Raw genomic sequence first — 25676 nt, 5'->3', positions numbered from 1 at the left:
AGCGTAAATCTATTGATTTTCAGTTTTGTTTAAATTTTAACTAACTTTTGTTAAACAAAAGAAACTTATTGTTTAAATTTGAGATGTTAAAAAATGCTTATGGATAATGTAGTAAAGACTAAATTTAGCATTAAAGACCTCGAAAGTCTTAGTGGTATTAAAGCACATACGATACGTATCTGGGAAAAAAGATATAATCTTTTACAACCTGAACGTACTACTACGAATATTAGAACCTACGCTCTTAGTGATCTTCAAAAATTACTAAATGTCGTATTTCTTACAGAAAACAGGTATAAGATTTCTAAAATAGCACAATATTCTTCGACAGAAATTGCAGCTATTGTAGCACAAATTGTATCAGAAAAAAGTGTCAGCAATCAAAATCATGCCATCAATTCGTTTAAGATTGCCATGATGAATTTTGATCAAAACCTATTTTATAAAACCTATAATTCCCTTCTTGAAGTCAAAAGCTTTGAGGAGATTTTTTATGAGTCTTTCCTCCCTTTATTACACGAAATAGGATTATTATGGCAAACAGATACGATTAATCCATCTCATGAACATTTTATTTTCAACTTGATTAAGCAAAAGATTTTAATCAATATTGAAAAGAAACAACGTGAGACATTACCTCGTAATGATAGAACCTTTGCCTTATACCTTCCTGAAAATGAAATTCACGAATTAGGACTTTTGTTCCTTAATTATGAGATTGTTTCTCATGGATATAAAGTGATTTATTTAGGACAAAGTATTATGCTTGAAAACCTCAAGTATTTATCCATAAACCATCCTAACTTAGCATTTGTCACGTATTTTACGGTACAACCAGCTAAAGAAGAAATCCCACAGTACTTCAAGGATTTTAATAAGTTATTTGGAAAACAAAACTTACATCTATATGTATTAGGAAGTATGACCAATACGATTGATGAAAGAACCGTTCCTCAGAATATTAGAGTCATGATGAGTATTAGAGAATTTGTAAACCTTATTAATAAATCTGCTGCAAAATATGTCTAAACACATTGCCATTATTGGTTCTGGATTTTCTTCACTAGCAGCTGCATGCTATCTTGCAAAAGAAGGTAACACTGTAGAGGTATTTGAAAAAAACAGCACATTAGGAGGTAGAGCACGTCAATATAAAAGAGACGGGTTTACTTTTGACATGGGACCAAGCTGGTATTGGATGCCAGATATTTTTGATAAATTCTTCAAAGATTTTGGCAAAGATGTCTCTGATTTTTATGATTTAGAAAAATTAAATCCTGCCTACCAAGTATGGTTCCAGGATGAAATTGTAACCATAGGAGATACCCTAGACAAAATAGCCGTAGAATTTGAACGCATAGAACCTGGAAGTTCGCCAGCATTAAAAAAATTCATCAAAAAGGCAGGTGTGAATTATGACATTGCTATTAATGATGTGGTAAACAAACCAGGCATCTCTCCTTTTGAATTAGTCACTCCAGAAACAGCTGTGCGTGTTGATCAGTTTTTTAGAACGATTAGCGATGATGTTCGAAAAGCATTTAAAAACGAAAAACTAGTTTCTATATTAGAGTTCCCTGTATTATTCCTAGGCGCAAAACCAAACAAAACTCCTGCATTTTATCGCTTTATGAATTATGCAGATTTTGGTTTAGGAACCTGGCATCCTAAAGGGGGTATGCATATGGTGATTAAGGGAATGATTGATCTTGCAAAATCATTAGGAGTTACAATGCATACCGATAGCCCTGCTACAAAAATAAATGTAGAAAACGGAAATGTAAAAGGACTTGAAGTAAATGGTACATTCCATAAAGTAGATATTGTCGTCTCTGGTGCAGACTATCATCATTCTGAAACATTACTTTCTGAAAAAGACAGGCAATACTCTGAAGCCTATTGGGACAAAAAGACATTTGCGCCTTCTTCTTTATTATTTTATGTTGGTTTTGATAAAAAATTTGATGCCGTAGCGCATCACAATCTGTTTTTTGATACCGATTTTGATGAGCATGCGCGTACTATCTATGATGATCTTGCATGGCCTAAAGAACCTTTATTTTATGCAAATTTTCCATCTATAAATGATGAGACAATGGCACCTAAAGGAAAGGAAAATGGCTTCTTCTTAATTCCTATTGCTCCTGGTGTAGAAGATACGGAAGCCCTACGAAATCAATATTTTGATATCATCATGGAGCGCTTAGAACGACTTTCTGGGCAAGACTTTAAAAAGCATATCTTATTTAAAGAATCATTTTGTGTAAATGATTTTGTAAAAGAATACAACTCCTATAAAGGAAATGCATACGGTATGGCAAATACACTGTCACAAACCGCATTTCTGAGACCTAAACTTAAAAGTAAAAAGGTTAAAAATTTGTACTTTACAGGACAGCTCACTGTTCCTGGCCCTGGAGTTCCTCCTGCATTAATATCAGGAAAACTCACTGCACAATTAATAGCCAAAAACAACTAAGAATCATGAAATCACTATTTGACATCGTATCCAGAAAGTGTGCAATGACCGTAACCAAGTCATATAGCACGTCATTTTCAAGTGCTACAAAAATGCTGTCTCCTGTCATTAGACAGGATATTTATAATATTTATGGCTTTGTACGTTTTGCAGACGAAATCGTAGATTCTTTTCACGACTATGATAAGGCAATTCTTTTTGAAAGATTTGAGCAAGACCTAGAACATGCATTAACAGATAAAATAAGTCTAAACCCTATCTTAAATGCCTTTCAAGAAACCGTTCATAAATACCATATAGAAAAGCACCTTATTGATGCTTTTATGAAGAGTATGCGTTTAGACCTTACCAAGTCTGATTATCTTACGGACGAAGAATACAAAGAATATATTTATGGATCGGCAGATGTTGTAGGGCTTATGTGTCTTACTGTTTTCGTAAAAGGAGATAAAGAGCGATACGATGCGCTCAAAGAAAGTGCAATGAGTTTAGGTTCTGCTTTCCAGAAAGTAAATTTTTTACGAGATTTGAAAGCAGATTTTGAAGGATTGAGCAGAACGTATTTTCCAAACACAAATCTTCAAGAACTTGATGAGGAATCCAAACAACGCATCATTAAAGAAATAGAAGAAGATTTTGAAAAAGGACTTGAAGGTATTCATAAATTACCAATAGAAGCAAAGTTTGGCGTATACGCAGCTTATAGATATTACAAACAACTATTAATTAAGCTAAAGCGTGTTCCTTCCTCAGAAATTAAAAATAGCAGAATACGTGTGCCAGATCATGTAAAAGTGAGTCTATTGGCACGTAGTTATGTAAAATATCGTTTAAATCTTATTTAAGTTATACAATGCAAACCTTTCTTTGGATTTCAATTTTTTTAATCACATTTTGTATCATGGAATTTATGGCTTGGTTTACCCATAAATATGTAATGCATGGTTTTATGTGGTCAGTACATAAAGATCACCATCATAAAAAACATGATTCTTGGTGGGAACGCAATGACCTGTTCTTTATCTTTTATGCCTTAATAAGTATTGGATGCTTCTTATTATGGCGTTATGAAGGTTTTTGGGCTGGACTTCCTATTGGCTTAGGAATTTTTGCTTACGGTGTTGCTTATTTTATGGTACACGATATTTTTATACACCAGCGTTTTAAATTATTTAGAAATGCTGATGGTTGGTATGGAAAAGCTTTAAGACGTGCACACAAAATGCATCATAAACATTTAGGAAAACACGACGGAGAATCCTTTGGAATGCTCTTCCCTCCTATCAAATATTTCAAGCAAGCAAAAGCACAAGTAAAAAAATAAAAGAAAATATACTACATATAAAAAGCCTGTACATATCGTACAGGCTTTCCTTTTACTTCTTATAACTACATTCTAAGAGTCATCATCACACGTATATACTTGCGGACATCCCATATAAAAAGAGCAGTAAAATGGACCCGTAACACGTCCTGCACAATCGCATCCGCATTTAGATAAATCTGGATCACCACTAACACCTCCTATAATGTCTTTTTGTTGTTTACCACTTAGAATAGTAGCTCCTGTAATTGCTGTTAGTTTTTTCATAATCTTATGATTTTAAGGTTTTTATAAAGTTATATATAATTTACTGCAATTCAAATAGAAACGTACTTGATTTATTTTCTTTAACAATTTTATCATATGCAAAAACTAAAAAAATGCTTGTAGTGTTTCCATTACAAGCATTTTCTAACAACTTAAAATATAGTAGCTAGCAAGTATATATCTGAGGACAGGATATAATAAAAGAGCAATAAGAAGGCCCTGTAACATTTCCTGCACAATCACACCCGCATACCATAGCCTCTCCATCTGGACCACCGCCTGCACCCCCTAAAACATCTTTTTGTTGTTTGCTGTTTAAAGTAACAGCGCCAGAAATCAATGATAGTTTTTTCATAATATTTTGATTTTAAGGTTTTTATAAAGTTATACATTATTTACTGTAATTCAAATAATTCTATAATTTCATTTCTTTTTTTGTACACAATTACACTTTAGTACTCTATTGCTTATTCGTAAGTTTGTAATATGCAATACACTTCTTTAGTTACTGGAGGCGCAGGTTTTATAGGTTCTCATGTCGTCACACATCTTATACAGCAAAATCATAAAGTGATTGTTTTAGACGACCTTTCTGGTGGTTTTAAAGAAAATGTACATCCTAAAGCTATTTTTAAAGAAGGCGCTATTACAGATACACAACTCGTCAATGCTCTTTTTGAGGAATACACATTTGATTATGTATATCATCTAGCCGCCTATGCCGCAGAAGGCTTGAGTCATTTTATTCGCAAGTTTAATTACCAAAACAATCTTATAGGAAGTATCAACCTCATTAATGCATCTGTAAATCACGCTATCAAATGTTTTGTGTTTACTTCTTCTATTGCTGTATATGGAGATCAGAAGCTTCCTTTACAGGAACAACAAAAACCACAACCCGAAGATCCGTATGGCATTGCCAAATATGCCGTAGAGATGGATCTTGAGAATGCGCATAAGCTCTTTGGATTAAATTATATCACTTTTAGACCTCACAATGTATATGGTCCGAATCAAAATATCGGAGATAAGTATCGTAATGTGGTGGGTATTTTCATGAATCAAATCCTTCAAAATAAATCATTAACTGTTTTTGGAGATGGCAATCAAAGTCGTGCGTTCACCTATATAGATGATGTTGCGCCTTATATAGCAAAGGCTCCCGCTTTCGCGAAAGCGTATAATCAAACCTTTAATATAGGAAGTGACATTCCTACTACCGTCAATACCTTAGCACAAGAAATTGCTACGGCAATGAAAACAGAAGTACATATAGAACATCTCGAACAACGAGAAGAAGTTGTTCATGCCTATTCAGACCATTCCAAATTTTCATCCATTTTTAATCCTTCGCCAGAAACTCCTTTACAAGAAGGCATCTTAAAAATGGTAGATTGGGTATACAGTCATGGCGCTAGAGAAAGTAGTACATTTGAAAACATAGAGATTACTAAAAACTTACCTGAGTCTTGGAAGTCATAACGTGCAAATTCTCTCTTTTATCTTGAGCATTTCTTATGACTATATTAGAAGCTTTAGTTACTTTCGCGAAAGCGAAAATTATAAATCTATGAATCCAGAACCCCTCGTTTCTATTATCATGGCCGTAAAAGACACGGCTCCGTATTTACACGACTGTATCGATTCTATCATAGCACAAACCTATCAAAACTGGGAACTCATTGCCGTAAATGATCATAGTACCGATGCTACGCCTGATATTTTGGACGCTTTCGCGAAAGCGGACTCAAGAATACGTGTATTTCATAGTGATACGCCTAAACTTATTCCGACCTTACAATACGGATATCGAGAAGTTAAAGGCACACTCATTAATAGAATGGACTCTGACGACAAAATGCCAGACTACAAAATTCAAGTACTCGTAGATGAGTGGCATAAATACGGCAAAGGTCATGTCATTGCTGGAGGCACCGAACATTTTGTAGACGAAGGTGAAGTAGGAGATGGTTTTTTACGCTATGAACGCTGGCTGAATGAAGTAGCCAAAACAAGTACTCATTACCAACAAATTTATAAGGAATGTGTGATTCCTTCACATTGCTGGCTTATCCATAAAGAAGATTTTGATGCCGTAGGTGCTTTTAATCCCATTGTATATCCAGAAGATTATGATCTCTGTTTTAGAATGTATCGTCATGGTTTAAAAGTTATGGGAATAAATGTTATTTTACATCACTGGAGAGATCGCTCTAATAGAATATCCCGAACGTGGGAGGAATATAAAGACAATCGTTATTTTGATTTAAAAATGCGTTTTTTTTACGAGATCGATCGAGATTATAGTAGACCCTTGGTACTTTGGGGTGCTGGTCGTAATGGAAAAGATATGGCAAAAATCTTACAGTCGTACCAAGATACATTCCATTGGGTATCTAATAATTCAAAACAGATAGGCAAAGATATTTATGAGGTACGCATGCAGTCTTTTGAAGCTATTCCAACCATAGAAAATCCACAAATCCTTATTGTTGTTTCGTCCCCAGATGGGAAGAAAGAAATTTTAGAACACCTCCAAAAATGGACCAAAAAACCCGTAGAAGATTATTGGTTTTTTGCATAATCTTCCCTCTCTGTCCTACGGACATCTCTCCCAAAGGGTGAGAAAAAACAGCATCATTACATACACTTCACAAAAGATGAGTCATCTCGAGCGCAGTCGAGAGATCACATAGGCTAGCTCAGAAAAGTAGCTAACAAGATCTCAAACAAGTCAACCTAGACGTACTCACTGTTATGCGATTTCTCGCCACTACGTTTCCCTCGAAATGACAGAACTAGTCATCTCAAGCGCAGTTGAGAGATCACCCACCCTTCCCTCTCTATAGAAATGAGTTTTTTTAGCACATAAAATAGAGTGTTACTCTATTTCTAACAGATAATTTCGATACTATTTTCGCGAAAAGCGAAAATCACTCAATCATCTAACATAATCTATGTAGTTCCATTGAAGAAACGAATCCTATTCTTTGTATCTTATATATCTTTTTTAAACCCTTAAACCCTTAAACCCTTAAACCCTTAAACCCTTAAACCCTTAAACCCTTAAACCCTTAAACCCTTAAACCCTTAAACCCTTAAACCCTTAAACAGCATACATTTTCGCGAAAGCGAAAAAGTAAATTCTTCTTGACTCTTTTTTTAGTATTTTAGGGGAAACTATTCCAATCCTATGCAAATAAAAGAATCTTCCGAAATTTATGATGTGATCATTGTAGGTTCTGGTGCTGGTGGCGGTATGGCCACCAAACAATTAGCAGACGCAGGTTTTAATGTTGCTGTTGTAGAAGCAGGTCCCTTTTTTGATCCCGCCGATCCCAAAACAATGACACAAATGAAATGGCCCCATCAATCGCCTAGAAGAGGTGCGGGAACAGATCGTCCTTTTGGGGAATTTGATATGGCATATGGCGGCTGGGAGATAGAAGGAGAACCGTATACGCATGAACCAGGAACCGAGTTCCGTTGGTTTCGATCGCATATGCTAGGAGGACGTACCAATCACTGGGGACGGATCTCTTTACGTTTTGGGCCTAAAGATTTTAAAGGAAAAACACGCGATGGATATGGAGAAGATTGGCCTATAGGGTATGAAGATGTCAAACCCTATTATGATAAAGTAGATAAACTCATTGGTGTTTTTGGTACTAATGAAGGGCTAGAAAATGATCCTGATGGGTTCTTTTTACCGCCTCCTAAACCAAGATTACACGAACTTTTTTATATACAAGGCGCCAGAAAATCTGGAATTCCTGTGATTCCTAGTAGAATGTCTATGCTTACCAAACGAATAAATAATGATCGTGGGGTATGCTTTTACTGTGGGCAATGTGCACGTTCTTGCTCTGCTTATGCCGATTTTTCTTCAGGAAGTTGCCTTATTTTTCCAGCTCAAAAAAGTGGCGGAAAAGTGCGCTTATATACCAACTGTGTCGTACGTGAAGTGACAACAAATGAAGAAGGAAAAGCAACAGGGGTATCGTACATTAGTAAAGATGATCGTAGAGAATATAAATTAAAAGCTCGTGTGGTTGTACTAGCTGCTTCTGCTTGTAGCTCTGCTCGTATATTATTGAATAGTAAAAGTCCTCAGCATCCTAATGGCTTAGGAAATAGTTCTGATGTGGTGGGTAAATATTTACATGATTCTACAGGGTCTAGTCGCTCAGGTTTTATTCCTCAGTTAATGAATAGAAAACCTTCTTACAATGAAGATGGTGTCGGCGGACTGCATGTCTACTCACCTTGGTGGGGTGACAACTCTCAACTAGATTTCCCAAGAGGATATCATATTGAAGTCTGGGGAGGTATGGGAATGCCTAGTTATGGTTTTGGATTTAATGCCAATGAATTCAATAAATTCTTTGGAACTAAAGTAGGCGGATATGGCGATGTCTTACGAGATGATGTGAAGAAATATTATGGAGCTGTTGTCGGAATGGCTGGTCGTGGCGAAGGAGTTGCCCGTAAAGATAATTACTGTGAAATTGATGAAACTACTGTTGATCAATTTGGAATTCCAGTACTCAAATTTAATTACAAGTGGAGTGATTTAGAGCGTAAACAAGCGACTCATATGCAAGATACTTTTGAAGAAATTATCCATAATATGGGTGGGCAAGTATTAGGTGACAGACCTGGAGGACCTGACAACGGTTTAAATAAACCCGGTGAAATCATACACGAAGTAGGAACTACCCGTATGGGGAATGATCCTAAAACATCAGTAACTAATAAGTTTAATCAACTGCACGATGTAGACAATGTATTTATTGTAGATGCCGGGCCTTTTGTTTCCCAAGCAGATAAAAACTGTACATGGACCATATTGGCACTCTCTTGGAGAGCATCAGACTATATTATTGAGCAGTTGAAACAACAGAATATTTAAGTAATGAAAAATAGAATTAGTACTTTATTATTCTTTACTTACTTATTAATAGGACATCAAGTAATTTCTCAAAATACAATTAAAGTAACGAGCAAAGAAACAGGAAAAGAATTAGAAATTTCAAACTGTATTAATAATGAGACACGATTACCTGTATTTTATTTTGAGACGTATTCTATTGAATACCCTCATAAAGATTCATTAAGATTTTTTACTAACATACTCCTAGAAAATAACATTCACTCTATAGAGTTAAGTAGTCATTGTAATACAAATGAATTACTAAGAGATAGTAAACTATCATTAAAACGAGCAGAAAAAATAGCAACTTTGATGGAAGAATTAGGATTCAAAATAGGAAATATTGAAATAAATGATAATAGAGATACTCAACCTGTTAGCTCCTTAAAAAATGATTCAAAAAATCAGAGAGTAGAAATTTATATAATAAAAAAATAACTGTTGGTTATGGACAGAAGACAAAGTATACAAACCATGTTACTAGGCGCAGGCGCCATAAGCCTTGGCTTACACAGTTGTGTAAGTGAAGGAGAACCTGCATTAGAAGAACAAATTATTGAAAGCGCCGATGGTTTTTTTGGACGAACTCCAGAAGAATTAGAACGCATAGAAAAACTGAATGCCGAACAACTTTTTAATGAGCATGAATTAGAAACTATTGCTGTATTAAGCGAAGTAATTTTACCTCCAAAACCTGAAGTAGGAGGCCCATTAGAAGCTGGTGTTCCTGAATTTATAGAGTTTATTGGCAAAGACATGCCAAGAATGCAAAACACCTTATTGGGTGGTTTATTGTGGCTTGACAACCAATCGCTTGAGTTATTTAATAAGGAGTTCAAATCCCTAGAGCTTTCGCAACAAAAGCAAATCTTAGATCCCATTGCTTTTTACGATCCTGAGGTTCCGTCTAGAAAACGTCCTTTTGAAATTCAATGGTTTAGTTTGATGCGAAATCTTACCATGACAGGTTACTACACTTCTGAGTGGGGAATCAAAGACTTAGGTTACAAAGGAAATCAACCTAATGTTTGGGATGGTGTACCACAAGACGTACTCGATCAGCATGGTGTTGCCTATGATCCAGAATGGATTGCAAAATGCATTGATCAAAGTAAACGCGGAGACATCGCAAAATGGGATGAACATGGGAATTTATTGACTTGATTTAGTTAAAACGCACCAAAAATCCGAAAAAGCTTTTTCCCCTACCCTGAAGGGTGGACTTTTTCTCAATCTTGTCATGATTAAAAATTTTCCATCCCTTTAGGATATTGAAAATGTAAATTTGGTATTATTTTTAAAAATAAATATTTAATAAATTATCAAAATGAAAAAAATAATTTTAGCACTGTTAATTTTAAATTCTTTATCTGGGTTTTCCCAAGATGCTGACTATAAAGTTTCCTCATATTTTACAGAAGGAATAAAAGCTCCAAATACTCATTATATAGGGGAAGCTTGGTTAAATGCAATTATTCACGATGACACTGAATTAGGTTACAATATCACAAAAGCTACCTTTAAAGCAAATTCAACGTTAGATTGGCACAAACATAGTTCTGCTCAAGTCTTAATAATTGTAGATGGAGAAGCATATTATCAAGAAAGAGGTAAAAAACCAGTCATTTTAAAAAAAGGTGATTTAATTAAATGTGAAAAAGATATCGAACATTGGCACTCATCAACTAAGAATAGTGATGTAACTTATTTAGCTTTATATGGTGGTGGACAACCAACAACTTGGACTGAAGTAGTTACGCAAGAATATTATGATAACATTGCAAAAAAATTAGGAGATCATTAAATAAAAGGAAATTTACCTAAAAAGTAGAATCACGAGAGTTTCATTTTAATATTGCACTTATTTAGTTAAGTATATATTAAGCTATGATTTGAAAAATCTTAAAATAAATCAACACATAAGCAAGATCATATCTTACGATAACTTACTGTTATAATTTATGCTCAACATTGTTCTTATACACCCAGAAATTCCTAATAATACAGGAAATATTGGTAGACTTGCATTGGGTTCTGGATGTCGTTTACATCTTGTAAAACCACTAGGTTTTGAAATTACAGATACACGCCTTAAACGCGCAGGTTTAGATTATTGGCAACACCTATCGGTTACCTATTATGATAGTATCGATGATTTCTTTTCTGTAAATGCTTCTGCAAAATTTGCCTTTCTATCCAGTCATGGCACAAAATCTCATTATGAGATTCCATTCCAAGACAATTTATTCTTAGTCTTTGGAAAAGAATCAAAAGGACTGCCAAAAGAAATTACTGAGAAGCACTCAGAGGCACTTTACAAAATTCCTTTATACAGTGAGCATATACGCAGTTTAAATCTCGCAAATGCTGTTGGTATTGTAGTCTACGAAGGCATACGGCAGTTATCTACAAAGTAACTAATGTAAATTCTCCACCTAAAGGATCTAAGCATTCTAGTAATGCAGGCACTAAATCAGTTCCAAATTCCAAATAGAATTCTGCAAAATTGGTATTGCGTTCCTGTAAACTTTGTAATGGAAATACAGCATTTTGAATATCAACAACGCGTTGCACCTGATCTTTCAGCTTCCTTTTTTGAGCCCTTAATAACCGTTGTTCTAAGTGATCAAGCCCTTTTAATTGTTTTACTTCTTGTGCTTTGACAGCGCCTATAAAAGAAGCATCAGTCTCGGCAGCAAGAGTATGCATTTCTTTAAACTGCTCTTGTAAAAATTGGCGTTGTTTAGAAAGATCTATATCTATATTTGAAATGGCGCGTATTTTCTGATTCACTAACTCATTTTGTTTTAAAAACAATTGTGAATCTGTAATCGATAATGCTTCCGTTTTTTTCTTTTGCTTTTCTGTTCTGATCAATGCAGAATTCCTAAGCAATACCATAGGAAAAGGAACTTCCATTGCTTCAAAACAAGATTTCAATTGAAACCAATAAGCCAATTCTCCTCCTCCGCCTATATAGGTAAGATTAGGTAAAATAATTTCTTGAAATAAAGGGCGCAATAATGCATTTGGAGAAAAGCGCTCAGGATATGCTTGCAATTCAGAACGAATTTCAGTTTCTGTAAAACGAATCTCTGTATTATTTACTACAAAATCATTGCCATCTCTAATGATACGCTCTCTAATCCCTTTTATGATATAGAAAAGATTAATTTCTCTAGGGTGTACTTGTTCTGGATACCCTAAAGCAGTGAGTTTTTCTGTTTGTGAATTTACTGTTTGATGAGCAACTTCTTCAAATAGTTCTCGCTCTACATAAGGTGCAAATAGTGTTTTTAAACCTACATCATTTCCATCTACAATCACAAGACCATATTCACCAAAAAGCTCATTAGCCAGGTATCGCGTCGCATCTGCAAGATTACTATGTTTTATATAGGCTTCTTCAAAAAGAGAGGCTAAATATTGTGCATTTTTTGAGCTCCCTAAAGCTGTCGAAAATAATTCCAAAACAGCATCAAGACCTTCGGTAGATAGTTCGCCTACAGCACCACCATCTTCCCGATTCCATTGAATTTTTGATCCTTTGAATCGGAAGTAATTAATTTCATCAAAATCATGATCTTCGGTAGCCATCCAATACACAGGTACAAAATCATAATTGGGGTGTTGTTGTTTTAGCTTTCGCGAAAGCGTAATCGTATGGATAATCTTATATAAAAAATACAACGGTCCCGTAAAGAGGTTTAACTGGTGCCCTGTTGTAATAGTAAAAGTCGTAGCTGCCGAAAGTTTTTCTATATGTAATTGTGTGGCATCAGATACCGAAAATTGTTCGTATTGTTTTTCTAAAGAGGTCACCAATGCATTCCTAGAAGCCGATGAAAACCAAGCTTGCTTTTCTATAATCTGTGCTTCAAAATTCTCTAATGATGGGAATCTATGATAAAAAGGAGTTACTCGTTCATCCTGATCTAGATAATGACAAATAAGCTTTGAAAAATATCCCGTCTCAGAATACGTAATGGTGTCTTTTTGCATCTTGGTATAACAATTTCCTTTCAAAAATAGGTCTTTTGATGATGATTACATAATATGGTCTGTCTGAATGTATCGATGAAAATTACATTTCATTCTATGAAAATCATAGCATGATATAATACATCGTTAAAACTGGTTTTTCTCATAGTTAGCATTTGTATCTCCTACATAGTTTTAAGGACTTACAAAACCTAAATTTGTCTAAAAACACGTATTTATTTTCCTATAATAGGTATATTTAAACTTTTATCTTAAAGAAGTTTTTATGCGTCATTTCACTTTATTCCTATTCTTACTTACAGGAATACTTCAAGCACAGGTTCAATCTCCTTCAGAATTTTTAGGATATGAGATTGGCTCTCAATTTTCTCGACATTCAGATGTGGTTCGTTATTTTGAGCATGTTGCTCAAAATAGTGACCTTGTAACGTATCAGGAATATGGACGTACCAATGAGCGTCGCCCACTTACGTATGCAGTGGTTACCTCAAAAGCAAATCATGGGAATCTTGAAAATATACGAACGGCAAATCTTGCGCAAGCTGGTATTGGTTCTTCCTCGTCAACTGCAGATAAAGCTATTGTTTGGTTATCCTATAACGTACACGGAAATGAAGCTTCTAGTACAGAAGCATCTATGGTGACATTATATGAACTTATCACTACAAAAAAAGCTTGGTTAGACAATACGGTTGTTATTATTGATCCGTGTATTAATCCAGACGGGCGTGATCGTTATGCAAATTGGTTCAACCAAGTTGCTTCAACACCTTATGACCCTTCTCAAGTAGCTTCAGAACATAATGAGCCTTGGCCAGGAGGTCGACCAAATCATTATTTATTTGATTTGAACCGTGATTGGGCATGGGCAACACAAGTAGAGTCTAAAGCACGTTTAAAAATATACAACAAATGGTTACCTCATGTACACGTAGATTTTCATGAGCAAGGGATTAATGAGCCTTATTATTTTGCGCCAGCCGCCGAGCCTTTTCATGAGATTATATCAGACTGGCAACGTGATTTCCAAACACAAATAGGACAAAATCACGCACGCTACTTTGATCAAGAGGGATGGTTATTTTTTACACGTGAACGTTTTGATTTACTATACCCTAGTTATGGAGATACTTACCCAACTTATATGGGGGCTATTGGAATGACCTACGAACAAGCTGGTCATGGTCGCGCAGGATTAGGGATTAATACTGATGAAGGCTATGAACTTACACTTTTTGATCGTGTGGCTCATCATAAAACTACGGGGCTTTCTACGGTAGAAATCTCTTCAAAAACAGCTTCAAAAATAAATAGCGAGTTTGCTAAGTTTTTTGACAATCGTAATTTAAAGTATAAGAGTTATGTATTAAAAGGCTCACAAGACAATCTTATGGCATTAGCGAGTTTATTAGATCTCCACGAAATTACGTATGAGTTTGCTATTAACGGAAAAGCAAGTGGTTTTAGCTATACGAATAATGGACAAGGTAGCATGAATTATGATCTTGCTATGATTGTTCAGACTGATCAGCCTAAAGGAAAAATGGTGAAGGTATTATTTGAACCAGATGCAAAACTATCTACACCTCTTACCTATGATATTACTGCATGGAGTTTACCACATGCGTATGGCCTAGATGCTATTGCTAGTACTTCAAAAGTAAGTTCAAATAGTAGCAATCCTTTTTCGAAGGTAGTCAATCAACAACGTATAGATGCTCCTGGTTATATCGCAAAATGGGACAGTATGGATGATGCGAAATTCCTTGCAGGTTTATTAAAAGCTGGTATCAAAGTACGTTTTACAGAAAAACCTATGACTAATAGTGGTCAGAAATTTGATCGCGGATCGCTTATCATTACTAAAAGCGATAATAAAAACAATCCAAATTTTGTAAGTGATGTGTATAAAGTAGCGGCTTCGCATGACAGAAAATTAATTCCTGCTACTTCTAGTTTTTCTAAAGAAGGTCCTGATTTTGGCTCTCCAGAAATAAAATTAATCAACCCGCCAAAAATAGCTTTATTAAAAGGGGAAGGTACTTCATCGCTAAGCTATGGAGCTACTTGGTATTATTTTGAACAAAATCTAGAATACCCAGTTACTTCTATAGAAGCAGATCGTATTGGACGTGTGAATCTAGACCAGTTTGATATTATCATCATCCCTAATGGATATTATGGAGGTGTTCTTAATGAAGGCACTATGAGTAGTATAAAAGACTTTGTGCGTGGAGGCGGAAAAGTAATTGCAACCGGAAATGCATTAAATTCTTTTGCTGGACAAAGCGGTTTTAGCTTAAAGCGAAATACATCTTCTGGAGACGATAAGAAGAAAGAAGACAAAAAAGAAAACTTAACTCCTTATGCAGATCGTGAGGAAGCAAGTGTTACTAATTTTATTACTGGAAGTATTTTTAAAACTACTGTAGATCCTACACATCCGATGGCTTTTGGATACGGAGACACCTATTACAGCTTAAAACTAGGAAGTAGTGCTTATAAATATCTTGATAATGGTTTTAATGTAGCATACATTGGAGAAAATCCTACCAATGTTTCTGGTTTTGCTGGAGATGCAGCGAAAGACAGGTTGCCAAAATCCCTAGTTTTTGGAGAAGAGCGTATGGGGCGCGGTAGTATTATCTATATGGCTGATGATCCTTTATTCCGTGCATTCTGGCAAAATGGAAAGTTATTTTTTGCCAATGCTGTTTTCTTTACTAACAATAATAAATTTAGAATCTAAAAATAACACGTTCTTTACCTAACGTAACGTTGACTATTCGCCAGAATTTGTAAATTTTAAAATACAAATTCTGGCGAATTTTCAGTTATATACCTCACATAAAAGATATATCTTACACGATATAATATGTTGAGAAATTTGCTCACAACAGCTATGGAAGAACAATACGCAATATTCAGAAAATTCCCCAATTTAGAATTAGCTACTGAACTAAAAGAACTATTAGAAAATCATAATATTCCTTGTCTTCTTGGTGATAATGTACCATCTGTAGATGTCACATTTTCTGGAAATACATTACAACATGAGGTTGAAGTACGCATTCCACAAGAAGATTTTGAGACCGCCACAAAGCTTTTAGAAAAAAATGCAAAAAATATCATTAATGAAATAGATCGTGATTATTATCTATTTGATTTTACAAATGAAGAACTTTATGAAATCTTATTGAAATCTGATGAGTGGAGTGCTTTTGACTATACGCTTGCTCAAAATATACTTTTGGAACGAGGAAAACCTGTTGACGAAAGTTTACTAAACTCCTTAAAAAATGAACGTTTAAAAGATCTTGCAGCACCAGAGGGCAATCAAAAACCATGGATTATCGCTGGGTATGTATTTTCATTTCTAGGAGGCTTTTTAGGGCTCATTATAGGGTATTTCTTATGGACTTCTAAAAAAGTATTACCTAATGGTCAAAAAGTATATTCATATGCTCAAAAAGATAGAAAACACGGGAAATATATATTTTACATAGGCCTTATTTTAATTCCACTTGCGCTACTCATTCGAGTTTTTCTTGAGTTTTAATTAAATGAAAATTCATGATATATGTTTCTCCTCTTATTATCGTTTTTGTCTTAATTATTATATCTAATGTTTTTTATACTCACAAAAAGAATAAGATTACTGATACTTTTTTAAAAACTTTAGAAACCAGATATAAATATCAGTTTAAAATTATAGGAAAAGTTACGTTTTCTTCCCTTCACATTTTAAATGATATTGATTTGAAGGTATTTCATAACGAAAAAGACATCTTAATTTCTGGCTATGATTATTATAGAGGTCGTAGTACTAAATTCTTATTTCATAATAGTAATGTTTTACAGTCCATTAAAGAGAATAATATTCCCAACTATGTTATAACCGACATCCAAATTATTGAAAAAGATAAAATAATCATCAAAAGTGATCATGCAGAAATAACACTTTTATATAAAAGTTACGGAAAAGAGAAATATGAACTAAGAGATAAAAACTTTATAACAGTATTAAATAACTTGAAAAACATTTTTTAAATCATCCATGTCAAAGCATAAATTATCCATTCTATAATTTTTAAAGCTCATACATCTTTGTAACGCCACTAATAACATTACATAAAAGCTTTAAAACATGGATATCACAACTTATGCTGCAACGACCTACTATGTCATCATTCTCAACATCCTACTTGCAGGTTGCCTATTATTACTTCTACATATTGGGAAAGCATCTAAAAAGACAATACGTATCACAGGAGTTATAAGTTTAGTATACATTATGCTAGAGCATTGGCTTATTGGAAGTCATATTCTCTTTTCTGAAACCATTTCTGGCCTCTCTTTTTTTGGAATTATTTTAGGAGTTGCTACTCTTGGAGTAGGCACATTTTATTTCACACTAAGAACTCCTTTCTTTAATCTTTCTCAAGAACATTTACAAATGATTCAAGGGGTGCGTATTTTTGTTTCAGCAGGGTTCTTTACAGAAGCAGCTTTAGGTATTATTCCGCTTTATTTTGGAATTTTAGATGGTTTTATGCATGCCATCTCTGCCTTTTCAGCATTAATAGCAGCCATACTCTATGTAAAAAATTCGTCTTTAAAAACCACCGCATTATGGATTGCCAATATTATTGGTGTACTTGATATTTTAATTATAGTTACGAGTATCTGCTTCTTTGTATGGGAAGACATAGGGCCTCATCATAATATGCAATATGTTGTTTTCTTTGGAGGAGTCTTATTCCTTTGGATTCATACAGCATCCATTCTAAAACTTTTAAAAAAGAACTAGATGTAGTAACTGTTTTATATTTGTACCATGGCACAAAAAGATGTTTTTACGTTAGTAAATCAACAAAATGGCAATCTTGCTTTTAAATTATTTTCATTTCAGGATAACAGTCATTTTGATACATTACAACAAAACAACTTTTATACTATTATCTGGTTACAAAAAGGAGAAGCATTACTTAAAGTAGATTTCTCACAATACACCATTCAAGAGAACACATTGCTTTCTTTTGCTCCTTTTCAACCTTTCTTTTTTTCGGCTAATGATCGTTTTAAAGGAATCGCGATACAATTTCATTCAGATTTTTATTGCATTCATAGAAATCCTACTGAAACCAATTGTAATACTATTCTTTTTAATAATATATATGAAGCTCCCTTTTTCACACTTACTTCTTTTTATCAAGAAAAATTTGAAATGTATGTTTCACAATTAAAAACAGAAGTTACTGCAAATGAATTTGAGAACTATGAATTACTTGTTCCTCATTTAAAAATTCTATTAGTTCAGGCTTCTAGAGCAAAAGAGAAATCTTCTTCTCAACACATACGATTTGCTGACACAAAAACACCATACAAGCTTCAACGTCTTAAAGATGCCATAGAAATTCATTATAAAGAAAAACACACCGCCAGTCAGTATGCCGATTTATTAAACATATCACCCAATGCGTTAGGCAAACTGGTAAAAACCCATTATAACAAGACGCTTACGCATCTTATTAAAGAAAGAATCATTATTCAAGCAAAACGGGAATTATATATGACTCGAAAAACAATCAAAGAGATTGCATGGGAATTAGGGTATGCAGACGAGTTTTATTTTAGCAGGTTCTTTAAAAACAATACTGCTATTTCTCCGCAAATGTATCGAGACACTGTTGGTTTTGGAAAAGCAGAATTGAATTAATATCTTTTTTAAAGCTGAAAAATTCTTTATACGCTTTAACGCTACACTCTCCCTTTGGTTGTGAATCTCACAAGTTCGCTTTCGCGAAAGCGTATAAAACAGCAATTATAGTTTAAAAGATACCATCTCTATTTGTGAAGCATCCCCTTGAAGATCGGTCCAGGCGACATATACGGTATCATCAATAGTTTCCATCTGAGGAAAACCACTGGCGCGTTGTGCAGATGTTGTTGTGATAGTCATGGGAGCGTCTTTATGTCCATCTTGATACACACGCACCATTTGCAAAACAACAGCTTTCTCTTTGGGTTCTAACCAACTTACCAAGGCACTTCCATCATTAAGAAACGAGGTATCTACTCGCCCAATGGCCATTCCTGCATCTACTCGTACAGGGTCTCCAAAGGTTACACCATTATCTTTTGAAAAAGTGACCAAAACTCTAGGAGTATCATTGGAAGCGGTAAACCAAGTAATAACCACATTCTCTTCCTTCGTATCTAAAGCTGGTCCATTTACAGGACAACCATTTAATTTCCATTGGTCATGATACACTGCTGTAGGGAGTCCCCAAGCACCATCTTCCCAACGTACGATATAGGTGTCACGTATTTCTTCTGTATCTTCAGAACGATCACGATACACAACTACTGGTCCATTATAGGTAATCCCAATAGCCGTATTACAACAATCACAAACTCTGGCATCTATTTCGGCATCTTCTCTTATCGTTCCATCTAGCCCTACAATAGCCGCTCGTAAACTCATTTGATTAAGCTCTTCGTTTTCATTTTTTGTATGACGTCCATCTAACCATGTGGCATAAAAACCATCATCATAGGGTTGCATAGAAACAAAACCATGTTCGGCAGGAATGCCATCCGTGTTTAAAAGAAAATTAGATTTTATAATTTCATTTCCAGATAGCAAATTCAGTTTCACATCGTAGTCATATGTACCTTGTGCAGATTTCTGAAGGATATTGGTAAGTATCGTTTCTCCATTGACAGCCAATGCTGGGAAATCTGCCCAATTCACAAACCAATCCGAACCAGAAGTAATGGTTTTAGGAGTCGTCCATTTTGCATCGTTGTAAGAAGCATATTTAAGTATTGCAAGTGAGTCTTCCTCTTCTACCCAACTCATATGCAAAGTGCCATTTTGAGCAACTAATCTAGGCAAATGTGCTTTTCCTGTACTTGGGTTTTCTATAGTTTTAAATAACGAACCTGATACAACTTCTTGTACCTTTTCTTCTACTTGAGGGGTATCTTCTTTTTGTTTACACGAAAAAGACACACAGATGAGTAATAGAATAAAGTATCTCATATATAGACATTACTTAATTAGTAGCTTTAGACTTGGCATGCATTGGTTTTGGTTTTTCCAATATTTCTAGAGGCTCTGCATATAGGTCAAAATCTTCTGCTTCTATTATTTTTACCGTGGTATAGCCTCCTGTTTTCAAGTAATACTTTGTGGCATCTATCAGCACTTCATTATCTACATCTGGGCTATCAAATTCTGTACGACCAACAAAGTAATTTCCTTCTTTACGATCGACTACAATTTTGAATTCTTGTCCTATTTTTTGCTGATTTAATTCCCAAGAAATTTGCGACTGAATTTCCATGATTTGATTGGCTCGGTCCATTTTCACTTCTTCAGGTACATCATCTTCTAAGTTAAAAGCATGTGTATTTTCTTCATGAGAGTATGTAAAACAACCTAAACGTTCAAAACGTTGATCTTTCACCCATTGTTTCAGTGTTTGAAAATCTTCTTCGGTCTCACCTGGGTATCCTACAATTAAAGTAGTACGGATAGTCATGTTGGGTACGCTTTCGCGAAAGCGGTCTAACAAAGCATTGGTCTTCACCATGGTGGTACCACGTCGCATCGACTTTAAGATAGGATCTGAGATATGCTGTAATGGAATATCAATATAGTTACACACTTTAGGCTCGCGATTCATCACCTCCAAAACCTCCATAGGGAATCCTGTTGGAAAGGCATAATGCAAACGAATCCATTCAATCCCTTCTACTCTTACGAGTGCTTCTAGCAATTCTGCTAGATTTCGTTTTTTATATAAGTCTAATCCGTAATAAGTAAGATCTTGTGCAATCAGAATTAATTCTGAAACTCCGTTGGCTGCCAGTTTTTGAGCTTCTGTAACAAGATGTTCGATAGGTTTGGATTTATGTTTTCCACGCATCAAAGGAATGGCACAAAACGAACATGGGCGATCACAGCCCTCGGCTATTTTAAGATAAGCATAGTTTTTAGGTGTCGTGGTAAGACGCTCTCCTATAAGTTCGTGTTTATAATCTGCTCCTAATGCTTTTAGTAAACCTGGTAATTCTGTAGTACCAAAATATTGGTCTACATCTGGAATTTCATTCTGCAAATCTGGCTTATAACGCTCAGATAAACAACCTGTCACAAATACTTTATCTACCTCACCTTCTTCTTTTTGTTTTACATATTCAAGAATGGTGTTCACAGACTCTTCTTTGGCATTATCAATAAAACCACAGGTATTAATCACTACGATATTTCCTTCTTCTTCATGAGCCACATCTTTACCGTTTGCCTTTAGTTGTCCCATCAATACTTCACTATCATATACATTCTTAGAACATCCAAGAGTGACTACATTGATCTTATTCTTTTTGAGGGTTTTCGTTCTCATACCTATCTTTTATTCGGGGTGCAAAGATACGTTATAAAAAATAGGAGCAACACATAAATTAGTAAAACAAGCTGCTAGTCAGTCTTAGGCAACATCATACTTTTTTATACGACTATTAACACTTGTACATTTGGGAAGAATAGATTGTGTTTAGTTACTGTATTTTCATTCTTTTCCTCAAATCCTAAAGGATGGAATGAAAATTTCTACTATTTACCCTTTAGGGTAGGAAAAATAGTAGAAATAGAATCAAATGCACAATGGGTTACTATTAAACTATTTGAGATTTACAGAGTCCAAAAGATAACCAAAATCAATATAATCTAGATGAGAGTTATGTACTTCATTGCGTTTTTAATATGCTTAAGTTGTTCTTCTTCTGATGATCCTACAGATATCACATCTGAAGAGATGACCACAGAAGAGCCTACACCTACTAACGGTGACACTTCAAATACAACTTTGTATTTCCCTCCCATAGATAGTGACACTTGGGAAACAATCACTCCAGAAACAATAGGATGGGATGTCTCGGAATTAGCATCACTACGTACATTTTTGATAGACCATAACACCAAAGCGTTCATGATTTTAAAAGATGGAAAGATTGTAATCGAAGACTATTATAATGGTGCTGCGATAAGTGATAACAATCCTTGGTTTTCGGCAGGAAAAACACTCACCAGTTTTATAACAGGAATGGCGCAAGATGATGGTTTTTTATCTATAGATGACACTACATCTTCATACTTAGGTGATGAATGGACCGCTATGACTTTAGAACAAGAACAAGCCATTACCATAAGAAATCAATTAACCATGACTTCGGGAGGTGATTATACGGTTTCAAATACTTCTTGTACAGATCCGGAATGTCTTTTATATCTCAATGCACCTAGTACTGACTGGTATTATCATAATGCATTTTATACCTTACTACAGCCTGTACTACATCAAGCAATTCCGCAAGGGTTTGACGCTTATTTTGACAGCCAACTTAAAAACGTCATTGGCATGAATGGCGCATGGATTGATCTTGGTTTTAATCGTGTTTATTTTAGTACAGCCAGAAGCATGGCTCGCTTTGGATTATTACATCTTAACGAAGGAAATTGGGATGGAACACCACTTATCTCGTCTTCTTATTTTGATGAGATGACAACTACTTCTCAAAACTTGAATCCTGCTTATGGATATCTTTGGTGGCTTAATGGAAAAGACAGTTATAGATTACCTAGTAGCACTGCTCAATTCTCAGGAAGCCTTATCCCCAATGCCCCGGACGATCTTATTGCTGGTTTAGGAGCTAATGACCAAAAACTATATATCGCACCTAGCAAAAACCTCGTGATCATTCGGATGGGTGATAGCACAGGAATGGAGGTTTTAGGTCCTTCTGGATTTGATAATGAGCTTTGGGAAAAAATCAATGCTGTGATTGAGTAAGGGTACGCTTTCGCGAAAGCGTATATTTAGCTTATCGAAATGGCGTATACGACAACCTCTCTATAATAAAAAGTTACTCTTCATACCCTTTAGGGAGTTTACGTTCTTTAGAAATCTGCTCATAGCCATATCCCAATTGTAAGAGGTCCATTTCTGTAAAGGGTTTTCCAATAAAAGTAAGTCCTTCAGGTTCGCCATCTTCAGTATAACCCATAGGAACCGTAAGTGCAGGATATTTTGCCATCGCTGCATAAGCCGCATGATAATTATTGATAGATAAAAATGCATCTAATTCATAATCATCTAAGAACACATCAAAATATGCTCTAGAAATAGTCTCTAAGTTGTTTTTAATTTTTTCTAATTCCTGATCTGTTGTTGTATCTGCTAAAATACCTTCAAATAATTGCTGCCCATAAGGTACATGTAGTAGTGTATCTTTCTTATTAAATGCCACGGCATCTTCTATGTTTTTAATGGTTACCGAAGTCCCTGCATGCTTCTCTATATATTCAGGTAAATCCTTTTTCATATCTATATTCAACACCGTAAGAAAGCCAGGAAGATTAACACGTTCGGGTTCTATTTCTATTATTTCTCCTCCATTCGCTTTTATTTTATCAATTGCTTTGGCATAGAGTGTATCTGCAAAATATGATTTTATAACTCCAAATCGTTTTCCATTTACGGACCCTTTTGTTACTTCCGAAGCATTAAAGGTAGGAAGTGTTACAGATTTTGAATCTGCTAAATCCTTCCCAACCAAAGCATGATAGATAATGCTATTATCTATTGTGTTTTTAGTCATAGGTCCAGGTGTATCTAACGTACTAGAAATAGGCACAATTCCTGTTCGGCTTAAGGCTCCAATAGTAGGTTTTAAACCAACCACAGAATTCTGACTAGAAGGAGATAAGATAGATCCGGCAGTTTCTGTTCCTATAGCTGCTACCGCATAGTTTGCTGCTACAGAAACGCCACTTCCAGAGCTTGATCCTCCAGATTCAAATTGCAATCTCCCATAGGGATTAATGGTTTGACCACCTACAGCACTATATCCCACAGGACATCCTGTACAAAGAAAATAAGCCCATTCACTCAAATTTGCTTTTCCTAGTATAACAGCATTTTCTGCTTCTAGTCTTTCTGTAATAAATGCATTTCCTGTTTGATTATCTTGTAAAGCGATTGCTCCAGCAGTAGTATTCATGCCCGCAGTACCAATATTATCTTTTAAAAGAATAGGCATTCCAAAAACAGAGTATGTATCAATTTGATTTTTATCTACCTGATCATATTCTCGAGCCTTTGCTACCGCATTTGAATTTAAGACTATCACACCATTAAGCGCACGATCATTATCACTTTCTATACTAGCAATACGGTATAAATAGAATAGCGTAAGTTCTTCATAAGTGAATATTCCATTTTTAATACTTTGCTGTAATGTAGGAATATCTTTTTCTAAAATTTGTGGTAAAAGTTCTTTATAACGCGCTATTGAAAAACCTTGTAAAATACCTTGAACAGGTTTCCAAATTTCGTTTTTATCTCGAACTTTAGAGTTTATTAGTTTGAGATGCATTCTAGGGTTTTCTAATTGCTGTGTGCCTGCCAGATCTTCAGTCTCGTCATAAGCTTGCCAGACTATAGGCTCATTTTTTATAACTGGTGTTTCTTCTTGAGCTTGTTTACATGAGAATAGACAATAACTAATACTTAAAAACAGGAGTAACGATTTTTTCATAATGTGCAAATATTTTCTTTTTGTTTTCAAGGTATAAAAAAAGGCTTTACATAGCAATGCAAAGCCTTTTCAATATTTTATATACAATCTCATTATTTGAAGAATGAGTCGACAAATTCTATTTTATTAAATACCTGTAAATCTTCGATTCCTTCTCCTACTCCTATATACTTTACAGGAATTTGAAATTGGTCTGAAATACCAATTACAACGCCTCCTTTTGCAGTGCCATCTAGTTTTGTAACAGCAAGTGATGTTACTTCGGTCGCTGCGGTAAATTGTTTGGCTTGTTCAAAAGCATTTTGGCCTGTAGAACCATCTAATACTAATAAAACATCATGCGGTGCATCACCTACTACTTTTTGCATCACACGTTTTACCTTTGTAAGCTCATTCATTAAGTTTACTTTATTGTGTAAACGTCCTGCAGTATCTATTATAATCACATCTGCACCTTGATTTACGCCACTTTCTAAAGCATCAAAAGCTACAGAGGCTGGATCACTTCCCATTTGTTGTTTTACAATAGGAATATCTACTCTATCTGCCCACACTTGTAATTGATCTATTGCTGCTGCTCTAAAGGTATCTGCTGCGCCCAAAACTACTTTTTTGCCTTGTTTTTTAAACTGATAAGCTAATTTTCCAATGGTGGTTGTTTTTCCAACACCATTTACACCTACCACCATAATTACATGAGGTTTTGTTCCCTCAGGCACTTCAAATTCGGTAGCATTTCCGGTATTGGTTTCACTTAATAATCCTGCTATTTCTTCTCGAAGGATTTTATTAAGCTCATCGGTTCCTAAATATTTATCTTTTGCAACACGTGCTTCGATACGCTCTATCACTTTAAGGGTAGTCTTTACGCCTACATCACTAGTTACTAACACCTCTTCTAAGTTATCGAGAACGTCATCATCTACCTTAGATTTTCCCGCAACGGCTTTACTCATTTTTTCAAAGAAGCTAGTCTTTGATTTTTCGAGTCCTTTGTCTAAGGTTTCTTTTTTGTCTTTTGAGAATATTTTTTTGAAAAAACTCATGTTTCTTTTTTGGATAGA

At 35.0% G+C, this 25676-nt stretch carries 24 protein-coding genes; 17 read left to right on the top strand and 7 right to left on the bottom strand.

Annotation, left to right across the window (positions count from 1 at the left end):
- Positions 1-99 precede the first annotated feature (99 nt).
- Genes CHB80_RS16935 through CHB80_RS16920 form a run of 4 tightly spaced genes read left to right on the top strand, consistent with a single transcriptional unit; the run spans position 100 to position 3803 of the window.
- Positions 100-1029 carry a MerR family transcriptional regulator gene (locus tag CHB80_RS16935; protein WP_089372698.1) on the top strand — a complete coding sequence of 310 codons (930 nt, stop codon included), beginning with the start codon at positions 100-102 and terminating at the stop codon, positions 1027-1029.
- Positions 1022-2479, top strand: coding sequence for a phytoene desaturase family protein (locus CHB80_RS16930; protein WP_089372697.1), 1458 nt, complete (start codon positions 1022-1024; stop codon positions 2477-2479). Before CHB80_RS16935 ends, CHB80_RS16930 begins: the two co-directional genes overlap by 8 nt.
- A 5-nt stretch (positions 2480-2484) precedes the next feature.
- Complete coding sequence (locus CHB80_RS16925) at positions 2485-3324, top strand: phytoene/squalene synthase family protein (RefSeq protein WP_089372696.1); 840 nt, start codon at positions 2485-2487, stop codon at positions 3322-3324.
- Between the two features lie 8 nt (positions 3325-3332).
- Positions 3333-3803 (top strand): sterol desaturase family protein, encoded by a 471-nt coding sequence (locus tag CHB80_RS16920; RefSeq protein ID WP_089372695.1) that lies wholly within the window; start codon positions 3333-3335, stop codon positions 3801-3803.
- 72 nt (positions 3804-3875) lie between these two features.
- On the opposite strand, the gene CHB80_RS16915 is transcribed toward CHB80_RS16920, so the two are convergent.
- Positions 3876-4070 (bottom strand): hypothetical protein, encoded by a 195-nt coding sequence (locus CHB80_RS16915; RefSeq protein WP_089372694.1) that lies wholly within the window; start codon positions 4068-4070, stop codon positions 3876-3878.
- Between the two features lie 166 nt (positions 4071-4236).
- The gene (locus tag CHB80_RS16910; RefSeq protein ID WP_089372693.1) at positions 4237-4425 is read right to left on the bottom strand and encodes a hypothetical protein; all 189 of its coding nucleotides are present in this window, start codon (positions 4423-4425) and stop codon (positions 4237-4239) included.
- A gap of 131 nt (positions 4426-4556) precedes the next feature.
- Here CHB80_RS16910 and CHB80_RS16905 point away from each other — a divergent pair, with 131 nt between their 5' ends.
- The 7 genes from CHB80_RS16905 to CHB80_RS16875 all read left to right on the top strand — a co-directional run bounded on the left by CHB80_RS16905 (position 4557) and on the right by CHB80_RS16875 (position 11420).
- The gene (locus CHB80_RS16905) at positions 4557-5552 is read left to right on the top strand and encodes an NAD-dependent epimerase/dehydratase family protein (protein ID WP_089372692.1); all 996 of its coding nucleotides are present in this window, start codon (positions 4557-4559) and stop codon (positions 5550-5552) included.
- An 88-nt stretch (positions 5553-5640) separates the two neighbouring features.
- A complete protein-coding gene (locus CHB80_RS16900; protein ID WP_089372691.1) occupies positions 5641-6654 on the top strand; it encodes a glycosyltransferase family 2 protein in 1014 nt (337 codons plus the stop codon).
- A 609-nt stretch (positions 6655-7263) separates the two neighbouring features.
- Positions 7264-8982 (top strand): GMC family oxidoreductase, encoded by a 1719-nt coding sequence (locus CHB80_RS16895; RefSeq protein ID WP_089372690.1) that lies wholly within the window; start codon positions 7264-7266, stop codon positions 8980-8982.
- A 3-nt stretch (positions 8983-8985) separates the two neighbouring features.
- On the top strand, positions 8986-9441 hold the full coding sequence (locus tag CHB80_RS16890; protein ID WP_089372689.1) for an OmpA family protein: 456 nt from the start codon (positions 8986-8988) through the stop codon (positions 9439-9441).
- A gap of 9 nt (positions 9442-9450) precedes the next feature.
- A complete protein-coding gene (locus tag CHB80_RS16885; protein WP_089372688.1) occupies positions 9451-10167 on the top strand; it encodes a gluconate 2-dehydrogenase subunit 3 family protein in 717 nt (238 codons plus the stop codon).
- A 163-nt stretch (positions 10168-10330) separates the two neighbouring features.
- A complete protein-coding gene (locus CHB80_RS16880; RefSeq protein ID WP_089372687.1) occupies positions 10331-10807 on the top strand; it encodes a cupin domain-containing protein in 477 nt (158 codons plus the stop codon).
- Between the two features lie 157 nt (positions 10808-10964).
- Positions 10965-11420: a tRNA (cytidine(34)-2'-O)-methyltransferase gene (locus CHB80_RS16875; protein ID WP_089372686.1), complete on the top strand. Its 456-nt coding sequence runs from the start codon at positions 10965-10967 to the stop codon at positions 11418-11420.
- Here the strand turns inward: CHB80_RS16875 and bshC are convergent.
- Positions 11410-13029, bottom strand: a complete 1620-nt coding sequence (gene bshC, locus CHB80_RS16870) for a bacillithiol biosynthesis cysteine-adding enzyme BshC (RefSeq protein WP_308489842.1) — start codon at positions 13027-13029, stop codon at positions 11410-11412. The two genes, CHB80_RS16875 and bshC, sit on opposite strands and share 11 nt — an antisense overlap.
- Before the next feature lie 241 nt (positions 13030-13270).
- Between bshC and CHB80_RS16865 the strand changes: the two genes are divergently transcribed.
- From CHB80_RS16865 to CHB80_RS16845, 5 genes are all read left to right on the top strand, one after another.
- Positions 13271-15754 (top strand): M14 family metallopeptidase, encoded by a 2484-nt coding sequence (locus tag CHB80_RS16865; RefSeq protein WP_089372684.1) that lies wholly within the window; start codon positions 13271-13273, stop codon positions 15752-15754.
- Between the two features lie 153 nt (positions 15755-15907).
- On the top strand, positions 15908-16564 hold the full coding sequence (locus CHB80_RS16860) for a putative signal transducing protein (RefSeq protein WP_089372996.1): 657 nt from the start codon (positions 15908-15910) through the stop codon (positions 16562-16564).
- 14 nt (positions 16565-16578) lie between these two features.
- Positions 16579-17055 carry a hypothetical protein gene (locus CHB80_RS16855; protein ID WP_089372683.1) on the top strand — a complete coding sequence of 159 codons (477 nt, stop codon included), beginning with the start codon at positions 16579-16581 and terminating at the stop codon, positions 17053-17055.
- A 97-nt stretch (positions 17056-17152) separates the two neighbouring features.
- Complete coding sequence (locus CHB80_RS16850) at positions 17153-17815, top strand: hypothetical protein (RefSeq protein ID WP_089372682.1); 663 nt, start codon at positions 17153-17155, stop codon at positions 17813-17815.
- A gap of 27 nt (positions 17816-17842) precedes the next feature.
- Entirely contained in the window at positions 17843-18724 is an 882-nt protein-coding gene (locus tag CHB80_RS16845; protein ID WP_089372681.1) for a helix-turn-helix domain-containing protein, read from the top strand.
- A gap of 105 nt (positions 18725-18829) precedes the next feature.
- Here CHB80_RS16845 and CHB80_RS16840 read toward each other — a convergent pair whose 3' ends face one another.
- Both CHB80_RS16840 and rimO read right to left on the bottom strand, forming a co-directional pair.
- Entirely contained in the window at positions 18830-20053 is a 1224-nt protein-coding gene (locus CHB80_RS16840) for a sialidase (protein WP_229746926.1), read from the bottom strand.
- 13 nt (positions 20054-20066) lie between these two features.
- On the bottom strand, positions 20067-21419 hold the full coding sequence (rimO, locus tag CHB80_RS16835) for a 30S ribosomal protein S12 methylthiotransferase RimO (RefSeq protein WP_089372680.1): 1353 nt from the start codon (positions 21417-21419) through the stop codon (positions 20067-20069).
- Positions 21420-21746: 327 nt separating this feature from the next.
- Here rimO and CHB80_RS16830 point away from each other — a divergent pair, with 327 nt between their 5' ends.
- A complete protein-coding gene (locus CHB80_RS16830) occupies positions 21747-22865 on the top strand; it encodes a serine hydrolase domain-containing protein (RefSeq protein WP_089372679.1) in 1119 nt (372 codons plus the stop codon).
- Positions 22866-22938: 73 nt separating this feature from the next.
- Here CHB80_RS16830 and CHB80_RS16825 read toward each other — a convergent pair whose 3' ends face one another.
- Positions 22939-24612 (bottom strand): amidase family protein, encoded by a 1674-nt coding sequence (locus tag CHB80_RS16825; RefSeq protein ID WP_089372678.1) that lies wholly within the window; start codon positions 24610-24612, stop codon positions 22939-22941.
- Positions 24613-24704: 92 nt separating this feature from the next.
- Entirely contained in the window at positions 24705-25658 is a 954-nt protein-coding gene (ftsY, locus tag CHB80_RS16820; RefSeq protein ID WP_089372677.1) for a signal recognition particle-docking protein FtsY, read from the bottom strand.
- Positions 25659-25676 lie beyond the last annotated feature (18 nt).

It is taken from the genome of Dokdonia pacifica, assembly GCF_900188275.1.
Taxonomy (GTDB): domain Bacteria; phylum Bacteroidota; class Bacteroidia; order Flavobacteriales; family Flavobacteriaceae; genus Dokdonia; species Dokdonia pacifica.
Note: the sequence above shows the minus strand (reverse complement) of the source record. Positions and strands in the feature narration are given on the sequence as shown.

What these genes read in the sequence shown, in the direction of transcription:
- CHB80_RS16935 (WP_089372698.1), top strand. Translation starts at nt 100, where the DNA reads ATGGATAATGTAGTAAAGACTAAATTTAGCATTAAAGACCTCGAAAGT.
- CHB80_RS16930 (WP_089372697.1), top strand. Translation starts at nt 1,022, where the DNA reads ATGTCTAAACACATTGCCATTATTGGTTCTGGATTTTCTTCACTAGCA.
- CHB80_RS16925 (WP_089372696.1), top strand. Translation starts at nt 2,485, where the DNA reads ATGAAATCACTATTTGACATCGTATCCAGAAAGTGTGCAATGACCGTA.
- CHB80_RS16920 (WP_089372695.1), top strand. Translation starts at nt 3,333, where the DNA reads ATGCAAACCTTTCTTTGGATTTCAATTTTTTTAATCACATTTTGTATC.
- CHB80_RS16915 (WP_089372694.1), bottom strand. Translation starts at nt 4,070, where the DNA reads ATGAAAAAACTAACAGCAATTACAGGAGCTACTATTCTAAGTGGTAAA.
- CHB80_RS16910 (WP_089372693.1), bottom strand. Translation starts at nt 4,425, where the DNA reads ATGAAAAAACTATCATTGATTTCTGGCGCTGTTACTTTAAACAGCAAA.
- CHB80_RS16905 (WP_089372692.1), top strand. Translation starts at nt 4,557, where the DNA reads ATGCAATACACTTCTTTAGTTACTGGAGGCGCAGGTTTTATAGGTTCT.
- CHB80_RS16900 (WP_089372691.1), top strand. Translation starts at nt 5,641, where the DNA reads ATGAATCCAGAACCCCTCGTTTCTATTATCATGGCCGTAAAAGACACG.
- CHB80_RS16895 (WP_089372690.1), top strand. Translation starts at nt 7,264, where the DNA reads ATGCAAATAAAAGAATCTTCCGAAATTTATGATGTGATCATTGTAGGT.
- CHB80_RS16890 (WP_089372689.1), top strand. Translation starts at nt 8,986, where the DNA reads ATGAAAAATAGAATTAGTACTTTATTATTCTTTACTTACTTATTAATA.
- CHB80_RS16885 (WP_089372688.1), top strand. Translation starts at nt 9,451, where the DNA reads ATGGACAGAAGACAAAGTATACAAACCATGTTACTAGGCGCAGGCGCC.
- CHB80_RS16880 (WP_089372687.1), top strand. Translation starts at nt 10,331, where the DNA reads ATGAAAAAAATAATTTTAGCACTGTTAATTTTAAATTCTTTATCTGGG.
- CHB80_RS16875 (WP_089372686.1), top strand. Translation starts at nt 10,965, where the DNA reads ATGCTCAACATTGTTCTTATACACCCAGAAATTCCTAATAATACAGGA.
- CHB80_RS16865 (WP_089372684.1), top strand. Translation starts at nt 13,271, where the DNA reads ATGCGTCATTTCACTTTATTCCTATTCTTACTTACAGGAATACTTCAA.
- CHB80_RS16860 (WP_089372996.1), top strand. Translation starts at nt 15,908, where the DNA reads ATGGAAGAACAATACGCAATATTCAGAAAATTCCCCAATTTAGAATTA.
- CHB80_RS16855 (WP_089372683.1), top strand. Translation starts at nt 16,579, where the DNA reads ATGATATATGTTTCTCCTCTTATTATCGTTTTTGTCTTAATTATTATA.
- CHB80_RS16850 (WP_089372682.1), top strand. Translation starts at nt 17,153, where the DNA reads ATGGATATCACAACTTATGCTGCAACGACCTACTATGTCATCATTCTC.
- CHB80_RS16845 (WP_089372681.1), top strand. Translation starts at nt 17,843, where the DNA reads ATGGCACAAAAAGATGTTTTTACGTTAGTAAATCAACAAAATGGCAAT.
- CHB80_RS16840 (WP_229746926.1), bottom strand. Translation starts at nt 20,053, where the DNA reads ATGAGATACTTTATTCTATTACTCATCTGTGTGTCTTTTTCGTGTAAA.
- rimO (WP_089372680.1), bottom strand. Translation starts at nt 21,419, where the DNA reads ATGAGAACGAAAACCCTCAAAAAGAATAAGATCAATGTAGTCACTCTT.
- CHB80_RS16830 (WP_089372679.1), top strand. Translation starts at nt 21,747, where the DNA reads ATGAGAGTTATGTACTTCATTGCGTTTTTAATATGCTTAAGTTGTTCT.
- CHB80_RS16825 (WP_089372678.1), bottom strand. Translation starts at nt 24,612, where the DNA reads ATGAAAAAATCGTTACTCCTGTTTTTAAGTATTAGTTATTGTCTATTC.
- ftsY (WP_089372677.1), bottom strand. Translation starts at nt 25,658, where the DNA reads ATGAGTTTTTTCAAAAAAATATTCTCAAAAGACAAAAAAGAAACCTTA.